This window comes from Thiothrix winogradskyi, assembly GCF_021650935.1.
Classification (GTDB): domain Bacteria; phylum Pseudomonadota; class Gammaproteobacteria; order Thiotrichales; family Thiotrichaceae; genus Thiothrix; species Thiothrix winogradskyi.
Window position 1 is genome coordinate 1,530,949 of sequence record NZ_CP091244.1, and the last position, 26,713, is coordinate 1,557,661.

26 protein-coding genes and 3 CRISPR repeat arrays are annotated in these 26,713 nt (G+C 50.0%); of the genes, 13 read left to right on the forward strand and 13 right to left on the reverse strand.

Going from position 1 to position 26,713, the window contains the following annotated elements:
* Window positions 1-49: 49 nt before the first annotated feature.
* Window positions 50-1,165, reverse strand: coding sequence for a glycosyltransferase family 4 protein (locus L2Y54_RS07720; protein WP_236501248.1), 1,116 nt, complete (start codon window positions 1,163-1,165; stop codon window positions 50-52).
* Between the two features lie 112 nt (window positions 1,166-1,277).
* Between L2Y54_RS07720 and recC the strand changes: the two genes are divergently transcribed.
* Entirely contained in the window at window positions 1,278-4,454 is a 3,177-nt protein-coding gene (gene recC / locus L2Y54_RS07725; RefSeq protein WP_236501249.1) for an exodeoxyribonuclease V subunit gamma, read from the forward strand.
* Here the strand turns inward: recC and L2Y54_RS07730 are convergent.
* Entirely contained in the window at window positions 4,438-5,091 is a 654-nt protein-coding gene (locus L2Y54_RS07730) for a histidinol-phosphatase (RefSeq protein ID WP_236501250.1), read from the reverse strand. The two genes, recC and L2Y54_RS07730, sit on opposite strands and share 17 nt — an antisense overlap.
* Before the next feature lie 119 nt (window positions 5,092-5,210).
* Here L2Y54_RS07730 and L2Y54_RS07735 point away from each other — a divergent pair, with 119 nt between their 5' ends.
* Window positions 5,211-5,681, forward strand: coding sequence for an RNA pyrophosphohydrolase (locus tag L2Y54_RS07735; protein WP_202718429.1), 471 nt, complete (start codon window positions 5,211-5,213; stop codon window positions 5,679-5,681).
* Window positions 5,682-5,783: 102 nt separating this feature from the next.
* On the opposite strand, the gene hemJ is transcribed toward L2Y54_RS07735, so the two are convergent.
* Together hemJ and L2Y54_RS07745 are read right to left on the reverse strand one after the other, a co-directional pair.
* The gene (hemJ, locus tag L2Y54_RS07740) at window positions 5,784-6,206 is read right to left on the reverse strand and encodes a protoporphyrinogen oxidase HemJ (RefSeq protein ID WP_236501251.1); all 423 of its coding nucleotides are present in this window, start codon (window positions 6,204-6,206) and stop codon (window positions 5,784-5,786) included.
* 3 nt (window positions 6,207-6,209) lie between these two features.
* Window positions 6,210-6,713, reverse strand: a complete 504-nt coding sequence (locus L2Y54_RS07745; RefSeq protein ID WP_236501252.1) for a peroxiredoxin family protein — start codon at window positions 6,711-6,713, stop codon at window positions 6,210-6,212.
* A gap of 75 nt (window positions 6,714-6,788) precedes the next feature.
* On the opposite strand from L2Y54_RS07745, the gene argC reads away from it, so the two are divergent.
* The 4 genes from argC to erpA all read left to right on the forward strand — a co-directional run bounded on the left by argC (window position 6,789) and on the right by erpA (window position 9,581).
* Complete coding sequence (gene argC, locus L2Y54_RS07750; protein ID WP_236501253.1) at window positions 6,789-7,820, forward strand: N-acetyl-gamma-glutamyl-phosphate reductase; 1,032 nt, start codon at window positions 6,789-6,791, stop codon at window positions 7,818-7,820.
* A gap of 29 nt (window positions 7,821-7,849) precedes the next feature.
* Entirely contained in the window at window positions 7,850-8,695 is an 846-nt protein-coding gene (locus L2Y54_RS07755; protein ID WP_236501255.1) for a DUF6776 family protein, read from the forward strand.
* Between the two features lie 6 nt (window positions 8,696-8,701).
* A complete protein-coding gene (locus L2Y54_RS07760) occupies window positions 8,702-9,163 on the forward strand; it encodes a bactofilin family protein (protein WP_236501256.1) in 462 nt (153 codons plus the stop codon).
* Window positions 9,164-9,230: 67 nt separating this feature from the next.
* Window positions 9,231-9,581, forward strand: coding sequence for an iron-sulfur cluster insertion protein ErpA (gene erpA / locus L2Y54_RS07765; RefSeq protein WP_093064620.1), 351 nt, complete (start codon window positions 9,231-9,233; stop codon window positions 9,579-9,581).
* A gap of 53 nt (window positions 9,582-9,634) precedes the next feature.
* Here the strand turns inward: erpA and L2Y54_RS07770 are convergent, their stop codons facing one another.
* Together L2Y54_RS07770 and ppc are read right to left on the reverse strand one after the other, a co-directional pair.
* Window positions 9,635-10,771, reverse strand: coding sequence for an RNA-binding domain-containing protein (locus L2Y54_RS07770; RefSeq protein WP_236501257.1), 1,137 nt, complete (start codon window positions 10,769-10,771; stop codon window positions 9,635-9,637).
* A gap of 73 nt (window positions 10,772-10,844) precedes the next feature.
* A complete protein-coding gene (gene ppc / locus L2Y54_RS07775) occupies window positions 10,845-13,676 on the reverse strand; it encodes a phosphoenolpyruvate carboxylase (protein ID WP_236501258.1) in 2,832 nt (943 codons plus the stop codon).
* Window positions 13,677-13,910: 234 nt separating this feature from the next.
* On the opposite strand from ppc, the gene L2Y54_RS07780 reads away from it, so the two are divergent.
* The gene (locus L2Y54_RS07780) at window positions 13,911-14,414 is read left to right on the forward strand and encodes a phasin family protein (protein WP_236501259.1); all 504 of its coding nucleotides are present in this window, start codon (window positions 13,911-13,913) and stop codon (window positions 14,412-14,414) included.
* A 255-nt stretch (window positions 14,415-14,669) separates the two neighbouring features.
* The gene (locus L2Y54_RS07785; RefSeq protein WP_236501260.1) at window positions 14,670-15,173 is read left to right on the forward strand and encodes a phasin family protein; all 504 of its coding nucleotides are present in this window, start codon (window positions 14,670-14,672) and stop codon (window positions 15,171-15,173) included.
* Between the two features lie 107 nt (window positions 15,174-15,280).
* On the opposite strand, the gene L2Y54_RS21690 is transcribed toward L2Y54_RS07785, so the two are convergent.
* The 3 genes from L2Y54_RS21690 to L2Y54_RS07795 all read right to left on the reverse strand — a co-directional run bounded on the left by L2Y54_RS21690 (window position 15,281) and on the right by L2Y54_RS07795 (window position 16,237).
* On the reverse strand, window positions 15,281-15,409 hold the full coding sequence (locus L2Y54_RS21690; RefSeq protein WP_255697904.1) for a hypothetical protein: 129 nt from the start codon (window positions 15,407-15,409) through the stop codon (window positions 15,281-15,283).
* 129 nt (window positions 15,410-15,538) lie between these two features.
* On the reverse strand, window positions 15,539-15,763 hold the full coding sequence (locus tag L2Y54_RS07790; protein WP_236501261.1) for a hypothetical protein: 225 nt from the start codon (window positions 15,761-15,763) through the stop codon (window positions 15,539-15,541).
* 150 nt (window positions 15,764-15,913) lie between these two features.
* Entirely contained in the window at window positions 15,914-16,237 is a 324-nt protein-coding gene (locus L2Y54_RS07795) for a hypothetical protein (RefSeq protein ID WP_236501262.1), read from the reverse strand.
* A gap of 1,081 nt (window positions 16,238-17,318) precedes the next feature.
* Between L2Y54_RS07795 and L2Y54_RS07800 the strand changes: the two genes are divergently transcribed.
* From L2Y54_RS07800 to L2Y54_RS07820, 5 genes are all read left to right on the forward strand, one after another.
* A complete protein-coding gene (locus tag L2Y54_RS07800; RefSeq protein WP_236501263.1) occupies window positions 17,319-17,597 on the forward strand; it encodes a hypothetical protein in 279 nt (92 codons plus the stop codon).
* Window positions 17,594-18,151 (forward strand): transposase, encoded by a 558-nt coding sequence (locus tag L2Y54_RS07805; RefSeq protein ID WP_236501264.1) that lies wholly within the window; start codon window positions 17,594-17,596, stop codon window positions 18,149-18,151. Before L2Y54_RS07800 ends, L2Y54_RS07805 begins: the two co-directional genes overlap by 4 nt.
* Window positions 18,139-18,309: a hypothetical protein gene (locus tag L2Y54_RS07810; RefSeq protein ID WP_236501266.1), complete on the forward strand. Its 171-nt coding sequence runs from the start codon at window positions 18,139-18,141 to the stop codon at window positions 18,307-18,309. Before L2Y54_RS07805 ends, L2Y54_RS07810 begins: the two co-directional genes overlap by 13 nt.
* A 123-nt stretch (window positions 18,310-18,432) precedes the next feature.
* Window positions 18,433-19,163: direct repeats of the CRISPR family, unit length 36 nt; unit sequence GTCTTAATCCCTTTTAAATCAGGGCGGTCTTCAGAA.
* A gap of 339 nt (window positions 19,164-19,502) precedes the next feature.
* Window positions 19,503-20,495, forward strand: coding sequence for an IS110 family RNA-guided transposase (locus L2Y54_RS07815; RefSeq protein ID WP_236497681.1), 993 nt, complete (start codon window positions 19,503-19,505; stop codon window positions 20,493-20,495).
* A 123-nt stretch (window positions 20,496-20,618) separates the two neighbouring features.
* Window positions 20,619-21,071: direct repeats of the CRISPR family, unit length 36 nt; unit sequence GTCTTAATCCCTTTTAAATCAGGGCGGTCTTCAGAA.
* A 338-nt stretch (window positions 21,072-21,409) separates the two neighbouring features.
* Window positions 21,410-22,402, forward strand: coding sequence for an IS110 family RNA-guided transposase (locus L2Y54_RS07820; RefSeq protein ID WP_236497681.1), 993 nt, complete (start codon window positions 21,410-21,412; stop codon window positions 22,400-22,402).
* Between the two features lie 124 nt (window positions 22,403-22,526).
* Window positions 22,527-24,160: direct repeats of the CRISPR family, unit length 36 nt; unit sequence GTCTTAATCCCTTTTAAATCAGGGCGGTCTTCAGAA.
* Between the two features lie 180 nt (window positions 24,161-24,340).
* On the opposite strand, the gene L2Y54_RS07825 is transcribed toward L2Y54_RS07820, so the two are convergent.
* The 4 genes from L2Y54_RS07825 to cas1 all read right to left on the reverse strand — a co-directional run bounded on the left by L2Y54_RS07825 (window position 24,341) and on the right by cas1 (window position 26,618).
* The gene (locus tag L2Y54_RS07825) at window positions 24,341-24,490 is read right to left on the reverse strand and encodes a hypothetical protein (RefSeq protein WP_236501268.1); all 150 of its coding nucleotides are present in this window, start codon (window positions 24,488-24,490) and stop codon (window positions 24,341-24,343) included.
* Between the two features lie 88 nt (window positions 24,491-24,578).
* A complete protein-coding gene (gene cas2, locus L2Y54_RS07830; protein ID WP_236501270.1) occupies window positions 24,579-24,902 on the reverse strand; it encodes a CRISPR-associated endonuclease Cas2 in 324 nt (107 codons plus the stop codon).
* A complete protein-coding gene (locus L2Y54_RS07835; protein ID WP_236501272.1) occupies window positions 24,902-25,672 on the reverse strand; it encodes a CRISPR-associated endonuclease Cas1 in 771 nt (256 codons plus the stop codon). The genes cas2 and L2Y54_RS07835 overlap by 1 nt, the downstream gene beginning before the upstream one ends.
* Window positions 25,665-26,618: a CRISPR-associated endonuclease Cas1 gene (cas1, locus tag L2Y54_RS07840; RefSeq protein WP_236501273.1), complete on the reverse strand. Its 954-nt coding sequence runs from the start codon at window positions 26,616-26,618 to the stop codon at window positions 25,665-25,667. The genes L2Y54_RS07835 and cas1 overlap by 8 nt, the downstream gene beginning before the upstream one ends.
* Window positions 26,619-26,713: the final 95 nt, after the last annotated feature.

Sequence of the window (26,713 nt, forward strand, 5' to 3'; positions counted from 1 at the left end):
TGGGTATTTGTCTTTACTTTTTGATCGATTAGTAGATAGTAGCTAATTTCTAAGTTTTATGCGCTAGCAGTTGTGCGATATGTTGATTAATGTCTTGCCGAAAGCGCGTGACGGAAAATTGTTGCGCAAATTCACTGATACTGGTGGCATCTAACAACTGTCCCCGGCGGGTTTCAAATTCATCCACTGCCTGACGGATCGCTGCCACACTTTGTTCCGGGAAATGGATACCGGTTTTGCCGTGCAGCACCGTTTCAGCCGTTCCGCCTTGATTCAAGCAGATGACCGGTGTGCCGCAGGCTTGGGCTTCGACCGGAATAATGCCGAAATCTTCCATCGCGGCAAACACCAAAGCTTTCGCTTGCTGCATTAAGACGGCGACCCGTTGATCATCCTGAAAACCGAGGAACTCGATATTCGGGGTAGCCATGCAGCGCAATTTTTCCATTTCCGGGCCATTGCCCACCACCACCAATTTGCGTTTCGTGTGCGCAAATGCCTGCACAATCAGGTCGATACGTTTGTATGGCACCAAGCGCGAGAAGGCTAGATAATAATCATCCTTATCCGTCGATAAGCTGAACCGATTGGTGTCGACCGGCGGGTAAATGACGTGTGCTTCGCGGCGGTAAATTTTCTGAATGCGTTTACGGATGTAATGCGAATTGGCGATGAAATGGTCTACCCGATTGCTGCTTAGCACATCCCACAGGCGCAAATGGTGCAAGGTACGCCGACTCAGCCAGGATTTAATGCTGCTGTTTTGCAGATTACCGCCGCGCAAATAATCATGGTACATATCCCACGCATAGCGCACCGGCGTATGGCAATAACACACATGCAATTGCCCATGATGCGTTAATACACCCTTGGCAACCAAATGCGACGAAGACAGCACCAAGTCGTACTTATCCAGATTGAATTGTTCGATGGCAATCGGAAATAGCGGCAAATATTGGCGAAAATGTTTACGCGCAAACGGCAGCCGTTGAATGAACGAGGTTTGCGTTTGCTTGCCGCTCAACAGCGATTGGCGGCTGGCATCGTCCAGCCAGTCGACCAAGGTGAAAATGTCAGCGTCAGGGTAGAGCACATTGAATTCTCCCACGCACTTTTCTGAGCCTGCGACTTCGTTAAACCATTCATGCACGAGTGCTACTTGCATCTAAAAACCTTGGCCTGATTCCATGTGTCGGTAACAATTTTTTCTTGATTGCTATATAGCCGACTTTGTGTCACAAAAGCTGGAATTCTAGCATAACCGTGAAACTTCTCTCATGCTTTACCTGCACCATTCCAATCAGCTCGAACAACTCGCCCAGCAATTTGCGCAGTTACAGCGTGACAATCCGCTCGAACCCTTGGCGAAAGAACAAGTCGTGGTGCAAAACAGCGGCATGGGGCGCTGGCTTTCGCTGCAAACCGCTGGGTATAACGGCATTACTGCCAATATTCGTTATTTGTTCCCGGCAGAAATGACGTGGGAATTATTGCGCATGGTGTTGGCGGAAGTTCCTGAAAAAGACCCGTGTGCGCCAACGGTGATGCGCTGGCGATTGTTTGATATTTTCCTGAGTGAAGCGGATGAATGGCCGGAACTGGCGCGTTATTTGAGTGGGGGTGCGACCGCAGCTTGGCAATTGGCGGCGCAGGTTGCCAAAGTTTTTGACCAATACCTGTTTTTTCGCCCAGACTGGATTCGCGAATGGGAAAGCGGTAAAGGCGCAAGTGATGACTGGCAAGCGCGGTTGTGGTGGCGCGTTGCCGGTGAACAACAGTTGCCGCATTGGGTGCGCCTGCAAGAACGTTTTGCGCACGCGCTTGCCAGCATTGATCCGGCGGTGCTGCCTAAACGTATCTGCTTTTTTTCCGTGCCGGTGTTGTCGCCGGGTTATGTGCAATTGCTGGGGAAGGTGGCGGAATACCTCGATATTCATATTTACCTGATGAACCCGTGTGCGGATTATTGGGGCGACATCGAATCCGAAAAGCGCAAGCACAAACAGCAAGCCGATGTGCAAGATTATTTCAGTGTCGGCAACCCTTTGCTGGCATCGTGGGGGCGGCAGGGGCGTGATTTTCTGGATTTGCTGATTGAAGCCAATGCCGATTTGGATGACGTGGAACTGTTCGGCGAACCGGATGAAAGCACGTTGCTGGGGCGAATTCAAACCGACATGCTGTTGCTGCGAATGCCGGAAGTGATGGAATGGGATGCAACCGATACCTCCATCGCGTTTCACGCCTGTCACTCGCCGATGCGCGAAGCCGAAGTGTTATACGACCAACTGTTGGCGCTGTTTACCGCGCATCCTGACGTGACTCCGGCGGATGTGGTGATTATGACGCCTGATATTGATAAGTATGCGCCGTATTTGGATGCGGTGTTTTCCAGTGCGCCGTACCCGTTGCCGTTTAGCATTGCGGATCGCAGCCCCGGTTATGCGCAAAGCATTACCAATCTGTGCGAACATTTGCTGAGTATTCCACAAGGGCGTTGCGATGTCGAAAGCGTGCTGACTTTGCTGGAATTTGAGGAGATGCGGGCGCGTATCGGCGTGGATGAAGCGCAAGTGCAGCAATGCCGCGCCTGGATTCGTGCCGTCAATATTCGCTGGGGCACGGATGCCGGAATGCGTCCCGAACTCGGCGGTGCAAATACCCCCGAACATACCTGGCGTTACGGGCTGGATCGTTTGTTATTGGGTTACGCCATGCCCGGTGAGGCATTGTTCAACGGTATTTTGCCTTGGAATGAGATCGAAGGCAGCCAAGCCGAAATGCTAGGGCGCTTGCAGCAAGTGTTGGAAGCAGTATTCGAGTTGGCAAGCTGGGGGCGACAAGCGCAAACCCTTGCCGAATGGAACCGGCGTTTTCGCTACTTGTTGGATGCAGTGGTAGGCGACGATGCACCGCTGCAAGCCGTGTGGCAAGCCTTGGATAATTTGGAAAAAACCGTGACGCAAGCCGGTTTCGGGCAGCCGTTGGAATGGGCGGTATTCCAAAGTGCCTTGGCGGAACAACTCGATAAACGCAGCGAATCCGACGGTTTTCTGGGGCGCGGGATTACCTGTTGTGCCTTGATGCCGATGCGCACCGTGCCGTTTCGGTTTGTGGCATTGATTGGCATGAATGACGGCATTTACCCGCGTCGTGATGCCCGCGACAGTTTCGACCGCATGGGGCAAGGCATTAAACGGGGCGACCGTCTCAAGCGTGACGAAGACCGTTACCTGTTTCTGGAAAGTATCCTCTCGGCTCGCGATTGGTTGTACCTCAGCTATGTTGGGCAAAGCCCGCACGATAATAGCGAATTGCCTCCATCGGTGCTGGTCAGTGAACTTATGGATTACCTGGAACGCTGCGTTCCCGACTGCCGCGAAGCATTGTTGACCAAACACCCGTTGCAAGCGTTTAGCCAAAAATACTTGCGGGGTCAAGACGGCTTGTTTACGTACAACCGTTTTTTCCAGACATCAACGTCTACTGAAGAAAACCCCACCCCAACCCTCCCCTTATCAAGGGAGGGCGTAAGAGGAACGGATTACTGTTTTGCTCCTCCCCTGATAAGGGGAGGTTGGGAGGGGTTTCTTCCTCCCCCTGATCCCGCCTACCGTTCACTTAATCTGGCGGATTTGATCCGCTTTTACCAAAACCCAGCGCGAGTTTTCCTCAAAGAACGTTTCGGTTTACGCTTGAACGAATACGCCGAAGAACTGCCAGTACGTGAGCCATTCGGCTTGGAAAAATACCGTGACCGTGACGTGCGCGAATGTATTTTCCAGCAATTGCAACAAGCCTTGCCAGTAAGCTCCGCTGAGCCGCTGTTGCGGGCGCAAGGCTTATTGCCGCACGGCAAACCCGGTGAATTGGTGTTTAGAAAAGAGGCGGATGTTACCGAGGAATTTTTCAACCGGATCCAGCCCTTAGCAGTGTTTCAGCGTGCACCGTTTAGCCTAACAGATGGCGATTTCTACCTCAGTGGTACGATCAATAAATTGGATGTGATGGCGGGGCGCACACTCTACGAACTCGGCAAACTGAGTTACTGGAATTGGCTGGATGCGTGGCTACACCATCTGGCGTTGAATACGTTGCCGGAAAGTATTTGCCCCCACGTCACGCTGATTCACACGCCGGAAGACAGTTACCAGCTCGAACCCGTCAGTGATGCGCGTGAACAGTTGCAACAATTGTTAGCGTGGTATTGGCAAGGTTTGCAAGCGCCGTTACCGTTTTTCCCCAAATCCGGCTTCAATTTGATGGAGCAAAAAGAGCCGGAGGTGGCAAAAGTCATGAGTACGTGGGAGGGCAGTGGTAACTTTAGCGGCGAATGCGCAAAGCCTGAATACCGCTTGTTGTACCGTGACAGTAACCCGTTGGAAACGCATGAGGCAGAATTCCTAGCGATTGCTCACGGCGTATTCGGGCAGATGCTTAGCGTAAGGAAATGATCGGCCAGCCTTTTTCCTGTGCAATAGCATGTAAGGTGTCATCGGGGTCAACGGCGACGGGGTTATCCACCATTTCCAACAAAGGCAAGTCATTGCGGGAATCGCTGTAGAAATAACTGCCCGTCAAAGTTTCCGCACGGTTTTCCAGCCAGTGTTGCAGGCGCGTGACTTTGCCCGCCTGAAAGCATGGAATGCCGTCAATCTCACGGGTATAGCGCTCATTGACAATTTTGGGTTCGGTCGCCAATAAATACGGAATGCCAAACGCTGCCACAATCGGGCGGGTGATAAAGCTGTTGGTCGCGGTAATTACCACCAGCGTGTGCCCTTGGCGGCGGTGTTGTTCCACCAATTGCTGGGCTGCTTCTGTGATCATGGGGTGAACGGTGCTAGCCATGAATTCGCGGTGCAAGGCGGCGAGTTCTGCCATGCTACGCTCACTCAGCGGCTGAAATGAGAACGCTGAGAATTCGTGAATATCCAGCACCCCCTGTTTGTATTGGTCGTAAAAATACTGGTTAGCCGTTTCGTAATGCTCACGTTCGACCAAGCCTTTGCTGACTAAGTATTGCCCCCAAGCATAATCGCTGTCGCCATTGAGGAGGGTGTTATCCAGATCAAAAAGTGCCAAAGTCATGTTTTTCTCACCTAAGTTGACGAAAACCGACGATTGTACCCGCTTTTCGTGAGAGTGAAATTGCCGAATCATGACAGTTATGGAAAAATCAGGAAAAGTTCAGCTTTGGAGAGTGAATCGTGATTGATCAGGAAGGATTCAGAGCCAATGTGGGCATCATCCTCTGCAATTGCGACGGGAAAGTGTTTTGGGGGAAACGGTTAGGGCAGGATTCCTGGCAGTTTCCACAGGGAGGAATAGATCAAGGAGAATCGCCGATAGACGCCATGTTTCGTGAACTGTATGAGGAAGTCGGTTTACGGCACGATCAGGTGGAAATTGTCGGGCAAACTCGTGGATGGTTGCGGTATCGCATCCCCCATTACATGATTCGCCGTCGTGCGAAGCCGTTGTGCATTGGGCAAAAGCAGCGCTGGTTTCTGCTGCGCTTGAAGTGCAACGATTATGATGTCAATTTACAGGCGACCGGAAAACCGGAATTTGATCACTGGGAATGGGTGGATTATTGGCATCCTGCCCACCAAGTGGTGTTTTTCAAACGTCGAGTCTATCATCGAGCGCTGAACGAATTAGCGCCGTTGTTGGGGTAAGAAGACCCTCACCCCCCAGCCCCCTCTCCCAGAGGTAGAGGGGGAGCCAGATAAAGATAGCGCCCCTCTACCTCTGGGAGAGGGGTTGGGGTGAGGGCTTTCTTAAAACGGCTTCACAATCGCTAAAATCACGATCACGATCAGCAATACGCTAGGGGCTTCATTGAACCAGCGATACCACTTGTGATCGTGGGTATTCGCATCATTCCGAAACTTAATCATCAGCTTGTAACAAGCGTGGTGATAGCCTAACAACAACACAATCAGCAGCAATTTGAAGTGAAACCACCCCGATTGAAATAACACTCCGCCGCCTTGCACAATCATAATGATACCGAACACCGCCGTAATGGCTGCGCCAATGGTCATAATGGCGAACAAGCGCCGTTCCATGATTTTGAATAGCGCGAAACTGCCGCTGTTCTCCGGCATGGCGTGGTAAACATACAGGCGTGGCAGGTAAAACAGCCCCGCAAACCACGTCACCATGAAGATGACGTGGATGGCTTTGATCCATTCGTACATGAGTTATCCTTTCAGCATGGCGCGGATTTGTTGTTCCAATTCCGCGAAGTCGAAGCTGCCGAGTTGCATCCGGGTGATTTTGCCTTCCGGGCTAACAAGGAATGAGGTCGGCGTGACTTTAATGCCGCCAAACGCTTGCCCCCACTCACCAGTTTTGTCGTATGCCAAGTCGTATTGCATCCCTTTTTGTTGGCGCATGGCTTTGATGGCAGACTCTTCATCATGCGGCATGGCGACACCGATGGTGCGGAAGCCGGTATCTTGCAGTTTTTGTTGCAGGTCGATCAAATGCGGAATTTCTTCCACACAGCTAGGGCAATCGGTTGCCCAAAATACCATCAGATAAGGCTTTCCCTTGAGTTTTTCTAACTCAATGGCTTGTCCATCAATGGTTTGCAGCGTGATGGCGGGTGCGGCTTTAATGCCGCCTGCCGGGGCGAGTAGGAAAAAGGCTAGAATGCCTGCGATGAATGCCAAAATGGCGATTCCTTTGATATCCAGTTTCATAGGCTTGGTGTTTGTTAATCGTTAAGGAAGGCGTATTATACAGGGATTTTTCTAGCCGACATAAAAAGGGGTAGTGTGAAAAGGAAGATTGGTATTGTTGGCGCGACAGGTTATACCGGCGTTGAATTATTGCGGTTACTGGTTAATCATCCTGAGGTTGAGATCACGTGTGTGACGTCGCGTGAACACGCGGGGAGCCGGGTGGATGCGATGTTCCCGAACTTGCGGGGGTATGTCGATTTGGCATTCACTGCACCCTCTGACGATGCTTTGAGCGCGTGTGACTTGGTGTTTTTTGCGACACCTAATGGCATTGCCATGAAAAGTGCGCAAACTCTGTTGGACGCTGGCACGAAAGTGATTGACCTTGCTGCCGATTTTCGTATCAAAGACATTGCAGTGTGGGAAAAATGGTACGGAATGCAACACGCCAGCCCGCAACTGGTCGAAGAAGCGGTTTACGGTTTGCCTGAGTTAAACCGGGCGCAAATCCGTGATGCTCGCTTGGTTGCCAATCCCGGTTGTTACCCCACCGCCGTTACCTTGGGTTTGTTGCCTTTGGTGGAAAGCGGTTTGATTGATGTGGCTGGGATTATCGCCGACACCAAGTCCGGCGTCAGCGGAGCAGGGCGTAAGGCAGAGGTACATACCTTGCTGGCAGAAGCGGGGGATAATTTCAAAGCGTATGCCGTGGCAGGGCATCGCCATCAGCCGGAAATTGCGCAAACGCTTTCCACCATTGCCCGTACATCCATTAGCCCTGTTTTTGTACCCCATTTATTGCCTATGATTCGTGGGATTCACGCTACACTCTATGCGATGTTGACCAGTGAAGCCGATTTGCAGCAACTCTATACCGCCCGCTATGCGCATGAACCGTTTGTGGATGTGATGCCCGCCGGTTCACACCCCGAAACCCGCTCGGTGCGTGGCGCGAATGTCTGCCGGATGGCGATTCATCGTCCCGGCAATACCGCACGGGTTGTGATACTCTCGGTGATTGATAATCTGGTTAAAGGCGCAGCGGGTCAGGCCGTGCAAAACATGAATCTGATGCTGGGCTTGGCAGAAGATACGGCGTTGAAGCAACCAGGTTTATTGCCCTGATGAATACACAAAAGAGATAATAAGCACCCATGAGTCTGGAGTATAAATTTGAAAATCGCGGCACGGTACAAGTGCGCCCCACCGGGATCGATAAGCGCAGCCCGTGTTGGTACATGTTGATAGGCGTATTGTTACTGTTGACCGCCTTGGCGGGTTGGTTGTTTTTTAGTGGCTACATGACCCCAGCGAATGCATCGGGGGGTATTCATGCCATGACTTTGCGCGGTAAAATGGACGAACAAGAGCGTCTGCTTGCCCAGCAAACCACGGCTATCCGTGAATTAGAAGATAAATTAGCCTCAGCCAAACGTGGCGAAGAAATTCAAGTCGTTGCCAATGAAGAACTTAAGCGCAAGTTTGCGGCAGCCGAAGCAAATTTGACCGTGCAGCGCGACAAGCTTGCCTTGTATGAAGAAATTCTGTCACCTGCGGGCTTAGAGCAAGGCTTACACCTCCAGCATTTTGCGGTCAAAGAGCGTTTAGTGGATAACGATGGCAAAAAAATTGGCGGAGCGCGGCTATACCAATACCATCTTGTGTTGGCGCATATCCGGGGTGGGGATGAAGTTATCAAAGGCAGCTACAGCATCGCTATCAGTGGCAAGCAAGATGGCAAGTCCGCCAGTGTCCTGCACAAGGACGTTACCCCAGCAGGCGAAAAAGCTAACACGGCATTTGAAGTGAAACATTACCAAAGTTTGGAAGGCAATTTAGTCTTTCCCAAGGATTTTGTGCCAGAATCCGTTAAGGTCAAAGTGACGCTGGCATCGGGCGAAACCCCAGAACGCTTAGCGAAAAGTTATGAATGGTCTTCTTTTAGTAATAAAGTTAGCGCTGTGGCGACTGACTCAACCGCATCCATCACCAAGGAGTAAATGAACATGTTCGGAAAATCCGCCAAGCCTAGCAGCGGTAGCACCAGTAGCCCTGCACCTAGCCATCATGGTGATCAGAAAATTCGCAGTGCTCAGATTGACACCATTATTGGCAAAGGCACGACGATTGACGGTGATTTACGTTTCTCCGGTGGTTTGCATGTTGAGGGTGTCATCAAAGGTAACTTGGCAGCCGATGGCGACAATGCCACGCTGATTTTAAGTGAGCATGGGCATATTCAAGGTGAAGTGCGTGTTCCCAGCATGGTATTAAATGGCGCGATTGACGGTGATGTTTTCGCCGGTGGCAAAGTTGAGTTGTTTGAAAAAGCGCGAATCTGTGGTGACGTGTATTACAACCTGCTGGAAATGGCCGTGGGTGCGGAAGTTAACGGCAAGTTAGTGCGCCAGAAGCCAGAGTCCGGCAAATTTGCGCCGCCACCTGTACCAGCAACCGACAGCGAATAAGGCTTTTTTGCCTTTCGAGCCAGCAATGGTAACGTGACCGAATACAATTGTTTTGAGGAGATCACCTATGAGCGTTGAAACCGCTATTCCCGCACCGTTGGTCTTTACTGACGCTGCTGCCGTTAAAGTCAAAGCCTTGATTGAAGATGAAGGCAATGCAGCGTTGAAGCTGCGCGTATTTGTGCAAGGTGGCGGTTGTTCCGGCTTCCAGTACGGCTTTACCTTTGACGAAAACATGAACGAAGACGACACCGCCGTTGAAAACGCTGGCGTTACGTTGTTGATTGACCCCATGAGCTTCCAGTACATGGTTGGTGCTGAAATCGACTACACCGAAGGTCTGGAAGGGGCGCAGTTTGTGATTCGTAATCCGAATGCGACCACGACTTGTGGTTGTGGGTCGTCGTTTAGCCCGTAAGATCGAAGAAAATCCTCCCCCAGCCCCTCCTTTTGCAAAGGAGGGGCGTTAGGCTAGAGTTCCAAAATCACCCTGAACTCTTCGCCATCATCAATAAACTGCACGGTTTTACCCAGTTTTCTCGCTTCCTGATGCACCATCGGCAAGCCGCGCCCCAGCTTATCCATATACCCCAAGTTTTCCATCAAGCGCACCAACAGCGGATTGCGGGAAAAACTTGTTCCCGTGGTGAGTTTGCTGACTTTAACCGTATTGGGCAACCGACCGGGGCTGATGAATTCGATGCGGTCATCGAACAGAAACACGCGGATTTGCGAACCAATAATGCTGTAATTGCGGTGAACACAAGCATTCACCAGTAATTCGCGGAACACTTTGTCGGGGTAGCTCGGTTTATCCACCCGCTTCGTTCCCTCAATCTCGGATGGCACAGGAATATTGGCTTTGATCGCCGCCAGTGCGTTATCCACCTGCATGGGTAAGCCGCCGAACAGGTTTTTCTTGTCACGCAGGGATGAATTGATTTCCGTACCATTAAACACCGCAAAGGCAATGCCAGATTGGTGTAAGTGGCGTTCTGGTGCAATGCCAAACACCAACAAACCGCCTACGGTGGGGATAAGTTGTTCGCTGGCAATATCACTGGCTGCCAATAACCGTTGGCGCTCTCCCTCATCTTCACTCAGGTAGTCGATGTGGTAACGGGAAAAATAGTCGGTAATCGCGGATTGGTTGAGGTGTTTAAGTTGTGCCCCGCCAACTTCTACAATGTCGTAATGGAACAAGCCAGCAGATTGAAACAGGCGGGTCAACTCTTCACGCGAAGCTACTCGTTTGGTTGAGCCAACGCGGATGAAATAGCGGTTCTTCGAGGTATAGTAAGGGCGGTCACTGCCTTTGGGAATGCTAACACGGGCGATATTGACCGTTTCACCTTGGGCATTGTCGGTTTGCAATAAGTGGTAGCTGGGGCAGATGGGAGGAATGACCGCTGTGCGGCAAATGTTCATGACATCTTCTTCGTAGTTGCGGGATAGCCCTACTGCTTTGCCTTGATCATCGACACCTAACCAGATATCGCCGCCTTCACCATTGGCAAATGCCACGATTTCTTCCGCGAGTGTTTGCGCACTGGTTTCTTCTCTTTTAAATTCAATGTATTGGTTTTCGGTCGCAGGGATTGGGTTCATCGTCAGGCATCACGTTTATCTGCTACAAGTCAGCGTGATTGTAACAGATAAACGTGTGCAAATTGGGATGGGCTTACCCCGTATTCCGCATCCCCGCCGCAATCGCATTAATCGTCCGCAACAGCGTCGGCAACCAAGGCGAATCGGTACTCCCCGTTTCCTGCACATACTGCCGATGCCGCCGTATCAGCGTGATCTGGATGTGGTTCAGTGGGTCAAGGTAAGGGTCGCGGCGTTGCAGCGAATATTGCAGCAGCGGCGTTTCTTCCATCAACTCATTGATGCGTGCCACACCCAATATTTCCGCTACCGTGCGCTCGTATTCGCCCCGGATGTCAGCAAAAATCTGTTGGGCACTTTCCTGATTTTCCGCCAGTTCCGCGTATTCGCGGGCAGTATCCATTTCACCTTTATACAGTGCCATCTGGGTATTGCTGAGCAGGGCGCGGAACGCAGGCCATTCCTGATACATGCGTTCCAGCAGTACACCATTGTCGGGGTGGGCGGCGCGGAACGTGCTTAACGCAGTGCCGATGCCATACCACGCGGGCAAGGTGTGGCGTGATTGCGCCCAACCAAATACCCACGGAATCGCGCGGATTGAGCCTTTGTCACGCACCGTTTTTTTGCGGTGTGAGGGGCGCGAACCGATGTTGAGCAGGGCAATTTCCTGCACCGGGGTGGCTTCGTAGAAATAATCCATCAGTCCCGGTGTCCAGTCGGTCAACTGGCGATAGCTTTGTTCGCCCGTAGCGGCTATGTCATGCATGGCGCGGTGGAATTCTTCCGGGTAGACCTCCTGTTTTTTCAGCAAACCAAGGCTGGCTTTCAATAAGCCGGTTGCCCCCATGCTGAGTTCATAGGCGGCGGTTTCGACATTGCTGTATTTGGTGGCCAGCACTTCACCTTGTTCGGTGAACTTGATTTGCCCGTAAACCGTGCCGGGGGGTTGTGCCAGAATGGCATCGTGGGTCGGGCCGCCGCCGCGTCCGACTGTGCCGCCACGCCCGTGGAACAGGCGGCAGGTCACGCCGTAAGCGTCGGTGAGGGCAATGACTTGCTTCTGCGCATTGTACAGGTTCCAGTTGGAAGCGAGGATGCCGCCATCCTTGCACGAGTCGGAATAACCCAGCATGACTTCCTGCAAGTTGTCCGCTGCTTCCAACAAAGTACGGTAGGTTTTATTTTCCAGCAAACTAGTGAGGACGCTGCTGATGTGTTTCAGGTCTTCGATGGTTTCAAACAAGGGCGAAACCAAGATATTACAGTACAGGTGACGGTTCGCGTCGTAGCCGATCAGTCCTGCCATGCGTGCCAGCAGCATCACTTCCATCACATGGCTGGCGTTATGGGTCATGGAGATGACGTAAGTGCCGAAGATACCTGTACCGGCTTCGATGCGCATTTCCACCATGCTGTCGAAAATTTCCAGGGTTTCGGCAGCCTTATCGCTGAGTTTGGGGCGGGGCGGCAGGGGCAGGCGCGGGCGTAACAGCAACTCGCCCAGCAATTCCATGCGTTCGGCTTCACTCAGTTCCTGATAGTTGTGGCACAGGTCATTGTGGTGCAGGACTTCCGCCACCGTGTCGGTATGGATGGTGGACTCCTGCCGGATGTCGAGTTTGAACAGGCCAAAGCCACACGTTTCGACTAGACGGATGAGATCTTTGAGTTCGCGCCCGGCAATCACGTGGTCATTGTGACTGCGCAAGGAAGCGTTGATCAGGTTCAATTCGTGCAGGAATTCGCTGACATCGGTGTAAGCGGTGGCGGGCAGCGGGGTGTTTTCACGTTGCAGGCGGGTATCCACGGTTTGCAGGGTCTGGCGTAATTTGTAACGCATCAGGCTGAGCAGGCGGCGGTAAGGTTCCTGATGGAACGTGACCGGAGCGTTGGCAAATACCCGGTCGGCCCAGCGGGCATTTTCCTGTGCCAGATGTTCCGTAAAAGCAGCGGTGGGGGTAATGAATTCGCTCGAATGTGACAGGATGGTGCGCAGTGCGCCGACCCGCTGGATGTATTCTGCCAAGGCTACCTGCATCTGCATACGGATGGCGCGGCGAGTGAGTGCCGGGGTAACGAACGGGTTGCCGTCGCGGTCGCCACCAATCCATGAGCCGAAGCGCAGGAAGCTGGGGACGTTAATCTTGCCCGAACCATAGGTCATGCGTACCGCCCGCTCAAAGTAGCGGTACAGCATGGGGATGGCGTCAAACAGGCTTTCGCGGAAGTAATACAGGCCGTAGCGGATTTCATCCTCGACCGTGGGTTTGCGGGTGCGTACTTCATTGGTGCGCCACAATATCTGAATTTGTGCCTTGAGTTGGCGCAACAGGGAATGGTGTTCATCCTCCCCCGCCAAGGGCGAACCCATTTGGTCGATCACCAGAAAGATACGGCGCTGGATGTCCATCATGGTACGGCGGCGGGCTTCGGTCGGGTGCGCGGTGAATACTGGGATGTAACGCATCTGGTCAAGCAGGAATTGCAATTCCTTGGCGGTCAGCCCTTCCTGTTGCAGCTCGAACACGGTGCGGCGAGCCGAGCCTTTCCACAGGTGGGTTTTGGCCTGTTGCACTTCGCGGCGACGCTCCAGATGCTGGAAGTCTTCTTCGACGATATTGGTAATCAGGTAGAAAGTGTTGAAGGCGCGAATAACCTGTTCTAGCATGTCCACGTCCAGCTCGTCGATCAGTGCCATCAGCTCGTTGCGGGTTTCAGTGTCATTGCTTTTGCGCAGGCGGATGTAGCCACGCCGCAGTTTTTCGATAGTGGCGTAAACCGCTTCGCCTTCCTGTTCTTTAATCACTTCACCGAGCAATTCACCGAACTGGCGGATATTGTCCTGCAATTTGGCAACGTCGAATGATTTGTCAGTGGGCTGGCTAGTAGAGGGGGTATTCATAGGCTAATTTCCTAAAAGTTGACAAGGGTAAACCCGACAGAAATACGCTGTTATTATGCCTCAATAATCGCCCCAGACGCACTAAAGGCTTACGAAATCATCAAACTTCATTATTTTGCTGCATTGCAACAAAAAGCCGTTGACAGTGTTTCAGGAAAGCGATATTGTGCACTGCATCAAATGCAGAAACGCATTAAGAGATTAAACCGAAATAAACACACTAGGAGATATGACATGCAAAACGAAATGATGAACATCGTAAAACAATTCAGTGACAGCGCTATGGCTTCTGCTAAGAAAATCGGCGAACTGAACATGAAAACGTTTGAAACACTGGCTACCAAGCAAGCTGACCTGGTTAAGTCTTGTGTTGAAATGGGCACTAAGAACGCAGAAGCAGCAACTAAAGTGAAAGACATCACTGAACTGAACGCTCTGCAACAAGACGTTACTCGCACTTGTGGCGAAAAATGGGTTGCTAACATGCGTGAAGCAACTGAAATGCTGACTTCAGTTCGTGACGAACTGACTGCCATCATGGAAGAAGCTGCTAAGTACACGCAAGCAGGTGCTGAGCAAGCTGTAGAAGCTGGCAAGAAAGCAGCGACTGAAGCTGTTGAAAAAACTACCGAAGCTGTTGAGAAAGCATCTGCTGAAGTTGTTGAAATGACTAAAGAAGCTGCTGACAAGACTGTTGAAGCTACTAAGAAAGCTGCTGCAAAAGCTAAAGCTGCTTAATTTAACGAGTTTGACAGTGGGTCAGGGTGTAACTCCTCCTCTCCTCTCTCTTGCGACCTGACCCACTTCTCCTCCATTGCCCGCTCTTGTAGCGGGTAATTTTTTGCCTATTCTCTGATGAAACTTTACTTTTTTGTTGCAGTGCAGCAAAAAAGTCGTTGACAGTGTTTCAGGAAAGCGTTATTGTGCACTGCATCAAATGCAGAAACGCATTAAGAGATTAAACCGACATTTAGACCCCCTAGGAGATATGACATGCAAAACGAAATGATGAACATCGTAAAACAATTCAGTGACAGCGCTATGGCTTCTGCCAAGAAAATCGGCGAACTGAACATGAAAACGTTTGAAACACTGGCTACCAAGCAAGCTGACCTGGTTAAGTCTTGTGTTGAAATGGGCACTAAGAACGCTGAAGCTGCTACCAAGGTTAAAGACCTGGGCGAACTGAACGCACTGCAACAAGACGTTACTCGCTCTTGTGGCGAAAAATGGGTTGCTAACATGCGTGAAGCAACTGAAATGCTGACAGCGGTTCGTGACGAACTGACTGCTATCATGGAAGAAGCTGCAAAGTACACTCAAGCAGGTGCTGAGCAAGCAGTAGAAGCTGGCAAGAAAGCAGCAACTGAAGCGGTAGAAAAGACTACTGAAGCTGTTGAAAAAGCTTCTGCTGAAGTTGTTGAAATGACTAAAGAAGCGGCTGACAAGACTGTTGAAGCTACTAAGAAAGCGGCTGCAAAAGCTAAAGCTGCTTAATTTAACGAGTTTGACAGTGGGTCAGGGTGTAACTCCTCCTCTCCTCTCTCTTGCGACCTGATCCACTTCTCCTCCATTGCCCGCTCTTGTAGCGGGTAATTTTTTGCCTATTCGTCGTCAAATTCCAACGCTGCCACTACCCGCATAGTGTGACCGATAATGCCTTGCAACGCGCCGTATATACCGGTCGTGCTGCTGACCACCCGCTCTAACTGCTTTTCGCGTTCTGCCCCCAATGCTTTTCCATTGCACGGCGTTCCTTGTGGATTTGTGCCTGCATGATGGTTTGCATAATTGCGCCCTGTGATTACTCGGTGGTCGGAGTATAGGCGTAGTGTTGCCGAAAAGGCAGTTTGGCAGGCTTGTCAGTCGTCGCCGATGATGATGAGCATTTGGGCGTTGTAAGCGTTCACACCGTATTCGAGTACCTTGTTGGCATAACTGCCGAATTGTGCGTTGAAGTCGGCTTCGGTGTATTTGTGGCAACACACCCCGGGGCAGTTTTTGGTGATATACATATCGGCATAATATTCACTGGTGAAAACGATGGCGCGTTTCCATTTTTCGCCGATGACAACGTAGTTTTTCATGTCAGTACCTTGTTTGGTTAGCCTGGTTGATAGGCAGCTTGTGAGGTTAGACGCTGCTATAGGACTTAGGGTTCACACTAGGCTAACAAATTTGCTGCATTGCAGCAAATAAGTTTTCCGGTACTGGTCGTGGAATCGGGTGCGTTAATCTTAAATGCGCGGTTCTTGACGTTGTGGGGTGGAGCTTTGACCGGGTTTGGCGTTCATGTAGCAGGCGTGTTTGCCGTCGCTGTAGCCGATGCGGTAGAACACCGCGAGGGCGAGGGTTAGCACTATGCTGGCGAGGGTTAGCACTATGCTGGCGAGGGTTAGCACTATGCTGGCGAGGGTTAGCACTATGCTGGCGAGGGTTAGCACTATGCTGGCGAGGGTTTGGTAAATGCCAAACGATTCAATCGCGGTGCTGAGTACCCAGAATAAGCCAATGCCTGCGAAAATCGCACCGGAGAGGATAAAGGGTATGCGCGTTCCCATGAGATGCCCCGTGTTGTTTTTTAATAAATTAAACTAATGATAGCAGTGGGGGCGAGGGGTGTATAGGGTACAACGATTAATTTAAGCGCGTGTCTCGTAGGTTGGACTTTAGTCCGACATTCTTGTAGCCGCTTTTTGTCTTGAACTGGGATTTTTGGGATGACAGGATTGGTAGGATTACAGAGTGGGTTCTTTCATGGTAATCCTTTAATCCTAAAAATCATGGTTCAGATATATTAAATGATGGTGGTATTGAGAGTGTAGGGGCAATTCATGAATTGCCCCTACGTTGATGGTTTTAATTCATTTTAAATCAGGGCGGTTTTCAGAACTAGTTGCTTTTGTCTTGAACTGGGATTTTTGGGATGACAGGATTGGTAAGATTACAGAGAGGGTTCTTTCATGGTGATCCTTTAATCCTAAAAATCATGGTTCAGATATATTAAATTATGGTGGTATTGAGAGTAGGGGCAATTCATGAATTGCCCCTACGTTGATGATTTTAATCCCTTTTAAATCAGGGCGGTCTTCAGAACTAGTCGCTTTTGTCTTGAACTGGGATTTTTGGGATGACAGGATTGGTAGGATTACAGAGTGGGTTCTTTCATGGTAATCCTTTAATCCTAAAAATCATGGTTCAGATATATTAAATGATGGTGGTATTGAGAGTGTAGGGGCAATTCATGAATTGCCCCTACGTTGATGATTTTGATCCCTTTTAAATCAGGGCGGTCTTCAGAATGGTCATTGCCTTCACCCATCACTGCCAGAATGGGTCTTAATCCCTTGTATCTTTAAAGCATAGAATTTCCGATAAGCTAAACTGTTAAAGAGCGGAAGAGGTTGCGCAGTCGGAAGGTCAGAGTTGGTCTTAATCCGAGGCTTCGAGCCTGTGAGAAGAGGAACCGACCTTCCATTTTTCAGGAGATCAGGCTGGACGATACTTGAGTCCACCCATCGCTAAAAATAGCACGGGTTGAGGCTGTATTCTACAAGGGAAGCCGCTGAAAGATTGCACAATAGGATGGCATGAGCAAACCGCTTTTTGATCAGGATAGCGTCAACCACAAGGAGTAGTCCCATGACAGACACTGTTGTATCCATCGGCATAGATGTGGCGAAAGACAAGTTGCAAATTGCTTGGTTGCGCCAGTTGCAGCCCTTGCAGGTGAAGCCCAAGAGCCTGCCTAATCACCCTAAAGGCTATGAAGAACTGCTGGATTGGCTGTTGAAAAACACGGGAGTAACGGTTGAACGGCTACGGATTACGCTAGAACCGACCAATATTTACCATGAAGGGTGGCGTTGTATCTGCATGATCACGGCTGCCAAGTTTGTCTGGTTAACGCTAAACAGGTGAGTGATTTTGCGGCGAGTTTGGGCAATTTGTCGAAGAATGACCGTAAGGATAGCGTCATGCTGGCGCGTTTTGGTCTGGTGATGAATCCACGGATTTGGCAACCCGCACCATTGGAAATCAGGCAGTTACATGCATTGCTAGACCGGCTTGATACTCTGCAAGCGACCATGCAGCAAGAAGAAAATCGTCTGGATACCTTGCAACTACGCGAACGCTACCCGAAAACCGTCAAAGAGTCGTTGGATGAATCCATTGAATTCCTCAAGCAGTCGATGCAAACGATTCGTGACCAAATCGACGACCATATTGACCGTCACCCCGGTTTGAAACACGACCAGAAATTGTTGGCTACCATCCCCGGTGTTGGGGCGTTGACAGCGCAACGAATGATTGCACTCATACGTAGCAGGGACTTCACCAAAGCCTCACAAGTTGCCGCGTTCATGGGCTTAGTGCCGGTGGAGCGAACGTCAGGAACCAGCGTATTTAAGCGTCCGCGTATTTCACGGCGGGGGATCCTGAGTTACGTGGCAAGCTGTTTATGCCAGTGGTAGCGGCGATTACTCACAATCCCATTGTTCAAAAGTTTTACCGCAAATTGCTGGATCAAAAGAAACACCAACGGGCGGCTATGACGGCTGCCATGCGTAAGCTGGTGCATATTTGTTTTGGTGTGTTGAAGAACCAGCAGGTATTTTCACCAACGATGTAGGGTATTCAATAGCGGGGTCAATAAAAAATCCCTATGGATTTTTTGTTGACCTCAAGACGATACTCTTTTAAATCAGGGCGGTCTTCAGAACAATTCCCAACAAAGAAAGCCAGAAATAGCAAGGTCTTAATCCCTTTTAAATCAGGGCGGTCTTCAGAAAATTATTTGGGCATGAGATCAGACGAATCGAACGGTCTTAATCCCTTTTAAATCAGGGCGGTCTTCAGAAAATTCCACTTCCCATAATGCACAAGAGAGGTGCAGTCTTAATCCCTTTTAAATCAGGGCGGTCTTCAGAATAACACAATTCGAGGATTAGACCATGTTGGAAGTAGTCTTAATCCCTTTTAAATCAGGGCGGTCTTCAGAAGTTAAAAAGTTCATACTAGCCCTGATGAGTTATTGTCTTAATCCCTTTTAAATCAGGGCGGTCTTCAGAATAAGCAGAACAAGGCCATTGAAGCGGCTATTTCGTCTTAATCCCTTTTAAATCAGGGCGGTCTTCAGAAAGGCTGGAGTCCTGATGATGTGTCAGCAGAGATTGTCTTAATCCCTTTTAAATCAGGGCGGTCTTCAGAAACTACTATGCGTAAAAGCCCGATGTCTTGGGGGGGTCTTAATCCCTTTTAAATCAGGGCGGTCTTCAGAATGAGAAAGACGGTAGACAGCAACTTCGAGGGGTCTTAATCCCTTTTAAATCAGGGCGGTCTTCAGAAATTCTTCTTTTTTAAATCAATCACCATTGGAGGTCTTAATCCCTTTTAAATCAGGGCGGTCTTCAGAAGCCCTACATTGACGCACAGAATCGTGTACGGTTGGTCTTAATCCCTTTTAAATCAGGGCGGTCTTCAGAAATCGACTGTCACTGTGATGGTGGTGCTGACGCTGTCTTAATCCCTTGTATCTTTAAAGCATAGAATTTCCGATAAGCTAAACTGTTAAAGAGCGGAAGAGGTTGCGCAGTCGGAAGGTCAGAGTTGGTCTTAATCCGAGGCTTCGAGCCTGTGAGAAGAGGAACCGACCTTCCATTTTTCAGGAGATCAGGCTGGACGATACTTGAGTCCACCCATCGCTAAAAATAGCACGGGTTGAGGCTGTATTCTACAAGGGAAGCCGCTGAAAGATTGCACAATAGGATGGCATGAGCAAACCGCTTTTTGATCAGGATAGCGTCAACCACAAGGAGTAGTCCCATGACAGACACTGTTGTATCCATCGGCATAGATGTGGCGAAAGACAAGTTGCAAATTGCTTGGTTGCGCCAGTTGCAGCCCTTGCAGGTGAAGCCCAAGAGCCTGCCTAATCACCCTAAAGGCTATGAAGAACTGCTGGATTGGCTGTTGAAAAACACGGGAGTAACGGTTGAACGGCTACGGATTACGCTAGAACCGACCAATATTTACCATGAAGGGGTGGCGTTGTATCTGCATGATCACGGCTGCCAAGTTTGTCTGGTTAACGCTAAACAGGTGAGTGATTTTGCGGCGAGTTTGGGCAATTTGTCGAAGAATGACCGTAAGGATAGCGTCATGCTGGCGCGTTTTGGTCTGGTGATGAATCCACGGATTTGGCAACCCGCACCATTGGAAATCAGGCAGTTACATGCATTGCTAGACCGGCTTGATACTCTGCAAGCGACCATGCAGCAAGAAGAAAATCGTCTGGATACCTTGCAACTACGCGAACGCTACCCGAAAACCGTCAAAGAGTCGTTGGATGAATCCATTGAATTCCTCAAGCAGTCGATGCAAACGATTCGTGACCAAATCGACGACCATATTGACCGTCACCCCGGTTTGAAACACGACCAGAAATTGTTGGCTACCATCCCCGGTGTTGGGGCGTTGACAGCGCAACGAATGATTGCACTCATACGTAGCAGGGACTTCACCAAAGCCTCACAAGTTGCCGCGTTCATGGGCTTAGTGCCGGTGGAGCGAACGTCAGGAACCAGCGTATTTAAGCGTCCGCGTATTTCACGGCGGGGGGATCCTGAGTTACGTGGCAAGCTGTTTATGCCAGTGGTAGCGGCGATTACTCACAATCCCATTGTTCAAAAGTTTTACCGCAAATTGCTGGATCAAAAGAAACACCAACGGGCGGCTATGACGGCTGCCATGCGTAAGCTGGTGCATATTTGTTTTGGTGTGTTGAAGAACCAGCAGGTATTTTCACCAACGATGTAGGGTATTCAATAGCGGGGTCAATAAAAAATCCCTATGGATTTTTTGTTGACCTCAAGACGATACTCTTTTAAATCAGGGCGGTCTTCAGAACATTGTGAAAGCGTGTAGCTTTCCCCTGATATAGTCTTAATCCCTTTTAAATCAGGGCGGTCTTCAGAATTAAGTATTATCCTGTCATCTATAGGAATGTTTATGTCTTAATCCCTTTTAAATCAGGGCGGTCTTCAGAATGGTGCTTAACAGTGTGGCGTTTATGTATCTTGTCTTAATCCCTTTTAAATCAGGGCGGTCTTCAGAAACTATCTATACATATATGCAGAATAAAGAATGGTCTTAATCCCTTTTAAATCAGGGCGGTCTTCAGAATCTGATTGATGGTCAGGTTAACATGCTCAATATTTGTCTTAATCCCTTTTAAATCAGGGCGGTCTTCAGAAACTGGCGGAACTGGAAACGCTGGCAAAACAGAGGTCTTAATCCCTTTTAAATCAGGGCGGTCTTCAGAAAATTGAAAACGATTGTTAGAACAGGTGAATACGCGTCTTAATCCCTTTTAAATCAGGGCGGTCTTCAGAAGCAACCGTCATAACACACAAATACAAGTCTATGTCTTAATCCCTTGTATCTTTAAAGCATAGAATTTCCGATAAGCTAAACTGTTAAAGAGCGGAAGAGGTTGCGCAGTCGGAAGGTCAGAGTTGGTCTTAATCCGAGGCTTCGAGCCTGTGAGAAGAGGAACCGACCTTCCATTTTTCAGGAGATCAGGCTGGACGATACTTGAGTCCACCCATCGCTAAAAATAGCACGGGTTGAGGCTGTATTCTACAAGGGAAGCCGCTGAAAGATTGCACAATAGGATGGCATGAGCAAACCGCTTTTTGATCAGGATAGCGTCAACCACAAGGAGTAGTCCCATGACAGACACTGTTGTATCCATCGGCATAGATGTGGCGAAAGACAAGTTGCAAATTGCTTGGTTGCGCCAGTTGCAGCCCTTGCAGGTGAAGCCCAAGAGCCTGCCTAATCACCCTAAAGGCTATGAAGAACTGCTGGATTGGCTGTTGAAAAACACGGGAGTAACGGTTGAACGGCTACGGATTACGCTAGAACCGACCAATATTTACCATGAAGGGGTGGCGTTGTATCTGCATGATCACGGCTGCCAAGTTTGTCTGGTTAACGCTAAACAGGTGAGTGATTTTGCGGCGAGTTTGGGCAATTTGTCGAAGAATGACCGTAAGGATAGCGTCATGCTGGCGCGTTTTGGTCTGGTGATGAATCCACGGATTTGGCAACCCGCACCATTGGAAATCAGGCAGTTACATGCATTGCTAGACCGGCTTGATACTCTGCAAGCGACCATGCAGCAAGAAGAAAATCGTCTGGATACCTTGCAACTACGCGAACGCTACCCGAAAACCGTCAAAGAGTCGTTGGATGAATCCATTGAATTCCTCAAGCAGTCGATGCAAACGATTCGTGACCAAATCGACGACCATATTGACCGTCACCCCGGTTTGAAACACGACCAGAAATTGTTGGCTACCATCCCCGGTGTTGGGGCGTTGACAGCGCAACGAATGATTGCACTCATACGTAGCAGGGACTTCACCAAAGCCTCACAAGTTGCCGCGTTCATGGGCTTAGTGCCGGTGGAGCGAACGTCAGGAACCAGCGTATTTAAGCGTCCGCGTATTTCACGGCGGGGGGATCCTGAGTTACGTGGCAAGCTGTTTATGCCAGTGGTAGCGGCGATTACTCACAATCCCATTGTTCAAAAGTTTTACCGCAAATTGCTGGATCAAAAGAAACACCAACGGGCGGCTATGACGGCTGCCATGCGTAAGCTGGTGCATATTTGTTTTGGTGTGTTGAAGAACCAGCAGGTATTTTCACCAACGATGTAGGGTATTCAATAGCGGGGTCAATAAAAAATCCCTATGGATTTTTTGTTGACCTCAAGACGATACTCTTTTAAATCAGGGCGGTCTTCAGAAGCGGCAATTTTCGGTTAAACATTTTTCCGGTATGGTCTTAATCCCTTTTAAATCAGGGCGGTCTTCAGAACGGGTTAAAAGCGTCGAATCTAAGCTGGTTATCTAAGTCTTAATCCCTTTTAAATCAGGGCGGTCTTCAGAAGTGGCACACGCCCTTCGCCAACGGGTGGAGGCTAAGTCTTAATCCCTTTTAAATCAGGGCGGTCTTCAGAATAATAAAAGGAGAATGATTAATGAAACAGATGTCTTAATCCCTTTTAAATCAGGGCGGTCTTCAGAATTTTGGGGAAAATCCAATGGTAAAGGATTAGACCAGTCTTAATCCCTTTTAAATCAGGGCGGTCTTCAGAATTTCCTTGGGGATTCTAAATCCCTGTAAATGTCTTAATCCCTTTTAAATCAGGGCGGTCTTCAGAACAACCTAGCCAAAACACTTACACACTTACAAAAGGTCTTAATCCCTTTTAAATCAGGGCGGTCTTCAGAAGACATTTATTTATGGCTATCTTTGCACAAATCGTCTTAATCCCTTTTAAATCAGGGCGGTCTTCAGAAGCAAAGTTTGAGCACATTAACGGTATCGAATGTCTTAATCCCTTTTAAATCAGGGCGGTCTTCAGAAAAATCCACCGGATTGAATCAACCAATAGCCCTAAGTCTTAATCCCTTTTAAATCAGGGCGGTCTTCAGAAAAGAAAAGTTTGAGGACCTTGTAGAGGCCAGTTACGTCTTAATCCCTTTTAAATCAGGGCGGTCTTCAGAATGTTCAAGATGTCGTATTGGCCGGCATGCGTCGTCTTAATCCCTTTTAAATCAGGGCGGTCTTCAGAAATATAATCCACTCTTAATCTAATCCGCGTATGGGTCTTAATCCCTTTTAAATCAGGGCGGTCTTCAGAACCATTACAAGTCTTAAAAGCGCTATAGCGTCGCTGTCTTAATCCCTTTTAAATCAGGGCGGTCTTCAGAACCTTGGTCAGCAGCTGACTTGGTATACAAAGCTAAGTCTTAATCCCTTTTAAATCAGGGCGGTCTTCAGAAGAGATTACTATCATGGCTATCTTCGACACAATCGTCTTAATCCCTTTTAAATCAGGGCGGTCTTCAGAAAGACATAACCGCACGGATGCCGACAAATGGTACTGTCTTAATCCCTTTTAAATCAGGGCGGTCTTCAGAAATCATAATTGTGCACAGCATCAACCCTGCTAAGTCTTAATCCCTTTTAAATCAGGGCGGTCTTCAGAAAAAGTTGGAAGTAATTAATGAACCTGTAAAATTTGGTCTTAATCCCTTTTAAATCAGGGCGGTCTTCAGAACACTAAACGATTAATTAAACGATTTGATTAAGGAAGTCTTAATCCCTTTTAAATCAGGGCGGTCTTCAGAATCGACCAAAATGCACGATAGTCGCATCGAATACGGTCTTAATCCCTTTTAAATCAGGGCGGTCTTCAGAAACCCACTAGACATTGCAGCGGCAAGAAAACAAGAGTCTTAATCCCTTTTAAATCAGGGCGGTCTTCAGAATAAACCAAAAACTGTGAGTTATGCCGTGACACTAGTCTTAATCCCTTTTAAATCAGGGCGGTCTTCAGAAGACGTTGAGAGCGATGTCGAAACTTCGGAAGTGTCTTAATCCCTTTTAAATCAGGGCGGTCTTCAGAAGGCTCGTGTCTAATCAGCCTTTTGAATCAGTGGGTTACAGAGACCCTTAGCAGGAAATTCACTGTATAAAAAGTTGTCTTGGACGAAAATGCAACAAGATGAGTTTTTAAAGAAGCGACACGCTCAGGTTTTGCGTGTTAGTGAGTTGATTTTACAATGATTTAGCAGCAAATGGAAGGATTATTCAGCAGGCTGGGTAAAATCAATCCCTTCGTAAATGTCAGCCAGTGTCAATGTGCAGCTAGGGCAGGGTAGGGTTAGCACTTGTTCCAGATCATCAAATCGTGCCACTTCCCAACCCGTTTCTGCATCGCGGTAATACATCGTCACCAGCGGCTGATCTTGCTCCCTTCACCCCTTGCGGGGGGCGAAGCGCCGCGCTTAAGCGGCTGGGATGGGTTGGGGATGGGGGGGAATCTCACAACGTATCCCGATTATAGCGCAGTTGTGCAGGCAACTTCGCCCCCGTCAGCAGCACGCCGTCATCCCACAACGGCTTGCCCAACGTCACCCATTCCGGTTCATTCGGCAAGGGGTACACCCGAATATCATCCTGCTTGGGGTGGATCAAGGTGCGCAAATGCTTCAACACCTTCTCGCGCCGTTCCCCATCCAGCTCAATCAAAAACACCGAATACTGCAACGGCAACGCAATCTTCTTCAAATAACGGTGCACCCGCCCCAACCGCTTGGGGTTGGCAATGTCATACGCAATAATATGCGGCAAACGTCGATGCGCCATTAGTCCGCCTCCTGATGTTTCAACAAGCGCCACAAGCGATTCAACGCCACCCGTGCGCGTTCCTCAAAATGCCCGTGATGCGTTTCGTAAAAATGCACCATGCTGTAACGCAAACCCTTATCCGCAAACACCTGCGGCACATCGCCACGCACTGCCAGCCAATACGCCTCCAGCAGCAACAGCTTTTCCACATCCCGCGACAGATGCACCCGCCGCGTCAACGGCAACTGGATATTGTCACTAAACCCATACACCGCCAGCACTTCACTCACATGGCTGGCAATCGGCGCTTGCAACTGCGCCACAAACACCGCAAACCGGCACGGCAACTGCGCCTGCACCAACGGTTCCACCTGCGCCATCACCCGCTGCGCCACCGACCCCAGTAACGGACGTTGGCAAGCCCGCGCCATACGCTGCACCCAACGGCTTTCCTCATGCACCCGCCACTGCTGATACAGCGCATCACCCATTGCATCATCCGCACAAGCGTGCAACAACGCCTCCAACGAAATTTGGCTGCTGCGGTCACTCAAACAATGCCCCACCAACACCCCATCGCGCCCGCGAAACGCCACCGGAATCCCGTATTCCAAACACGCCAACAACGCTGCCGTTTCCCACTCCACCTTGCCCGTTACTACCACCCGTGAAATGCGCCGTAACGGGTAAAAGCTATCCGCCTGCTCATGCGCTTGCACCCGCAACGCCACCTCATCCAAGCCCACCGCATTCGCCTGCGCCACATCCAAATACAACGGTTTACGCATAAGATTCCCCCTCCCATTCCCGCATCGCTTTGATCAAGCCCCGCACCTGCCAGCGCATCGCCCGCCCCAACGGACGCAAGCGCGTTTCCAAACTCGCAAAAAACACCTGCCGCCCCGCCTTATCCAAAAAGCAGCCGTTCACATCCGTCTTGAAATGGTGTTCGCGCAAGGTTTGGGTACGAAAACACTCCCACACCCACGCATCAATGTGCGGTCGCCACACCTCGATCAAATCCGACGCTAACGATTCCCGCCCGAAACTGGTTTCGTGATAAAACCCCAGCAACGGCTCCAGCCCATGCGTATGGATAATCTGCACTGCGCGGTTATGCAGCAAGGTATACGCCAACGATAAGGTAGCATTCACCGGGTCAGGCGGCGGACGCCGCTTACGCCCCGCAAACCCCAACGCCGCAGGCAACACCGCCGCGAATGCGCCAAACATTGCCCGCGCCGCCGCGCCTTCCATCCCCAGCAACGATGCCAAATTCTCGGCGTTTTCCAGATTCGCCAATTGCGCCCGCAATTGCTGCTGCGCATCCGTCAGCGCCTTACGCTGATCCGCCCGATCCACCAGCATCTCATCCAACAAGCGCAAGTGTGCCGCGAATTTCGCCGCCAACACCTGTCGCGTAAACGCCAGCCGCCAGGTCGAATCCTGCGCCAGCCGGTAATGCAGCAAACGAATGCTGGCATCGTTATGCCCACTCCCCAGCAACACCGCCCGCCGCTGCGGCTTACGCTGACTCGCCACACTGAACGCAATCCCGTGTTCCGCCAATGTCCCCAACACACTGGTATCCAATTGCACATTCGCAAGGCACACCACCCGCTCCAGCAACGCCAACGGCACCGGGCGCTGACGCACCTCACCCAACCGCGCCACCAACGTTGCGCCTTCCACTTCCAACGAAGCATTCTTATGGTCGATATATAACGTCGTCATCGTTACCTCCGTTAAATCCCCCCTAACCCCCCTTTTTCAAAGGGGGGAACAAGAAGGTGATACTCGATTCTTGGCTTCCCCCTTTGAAAAAGGGG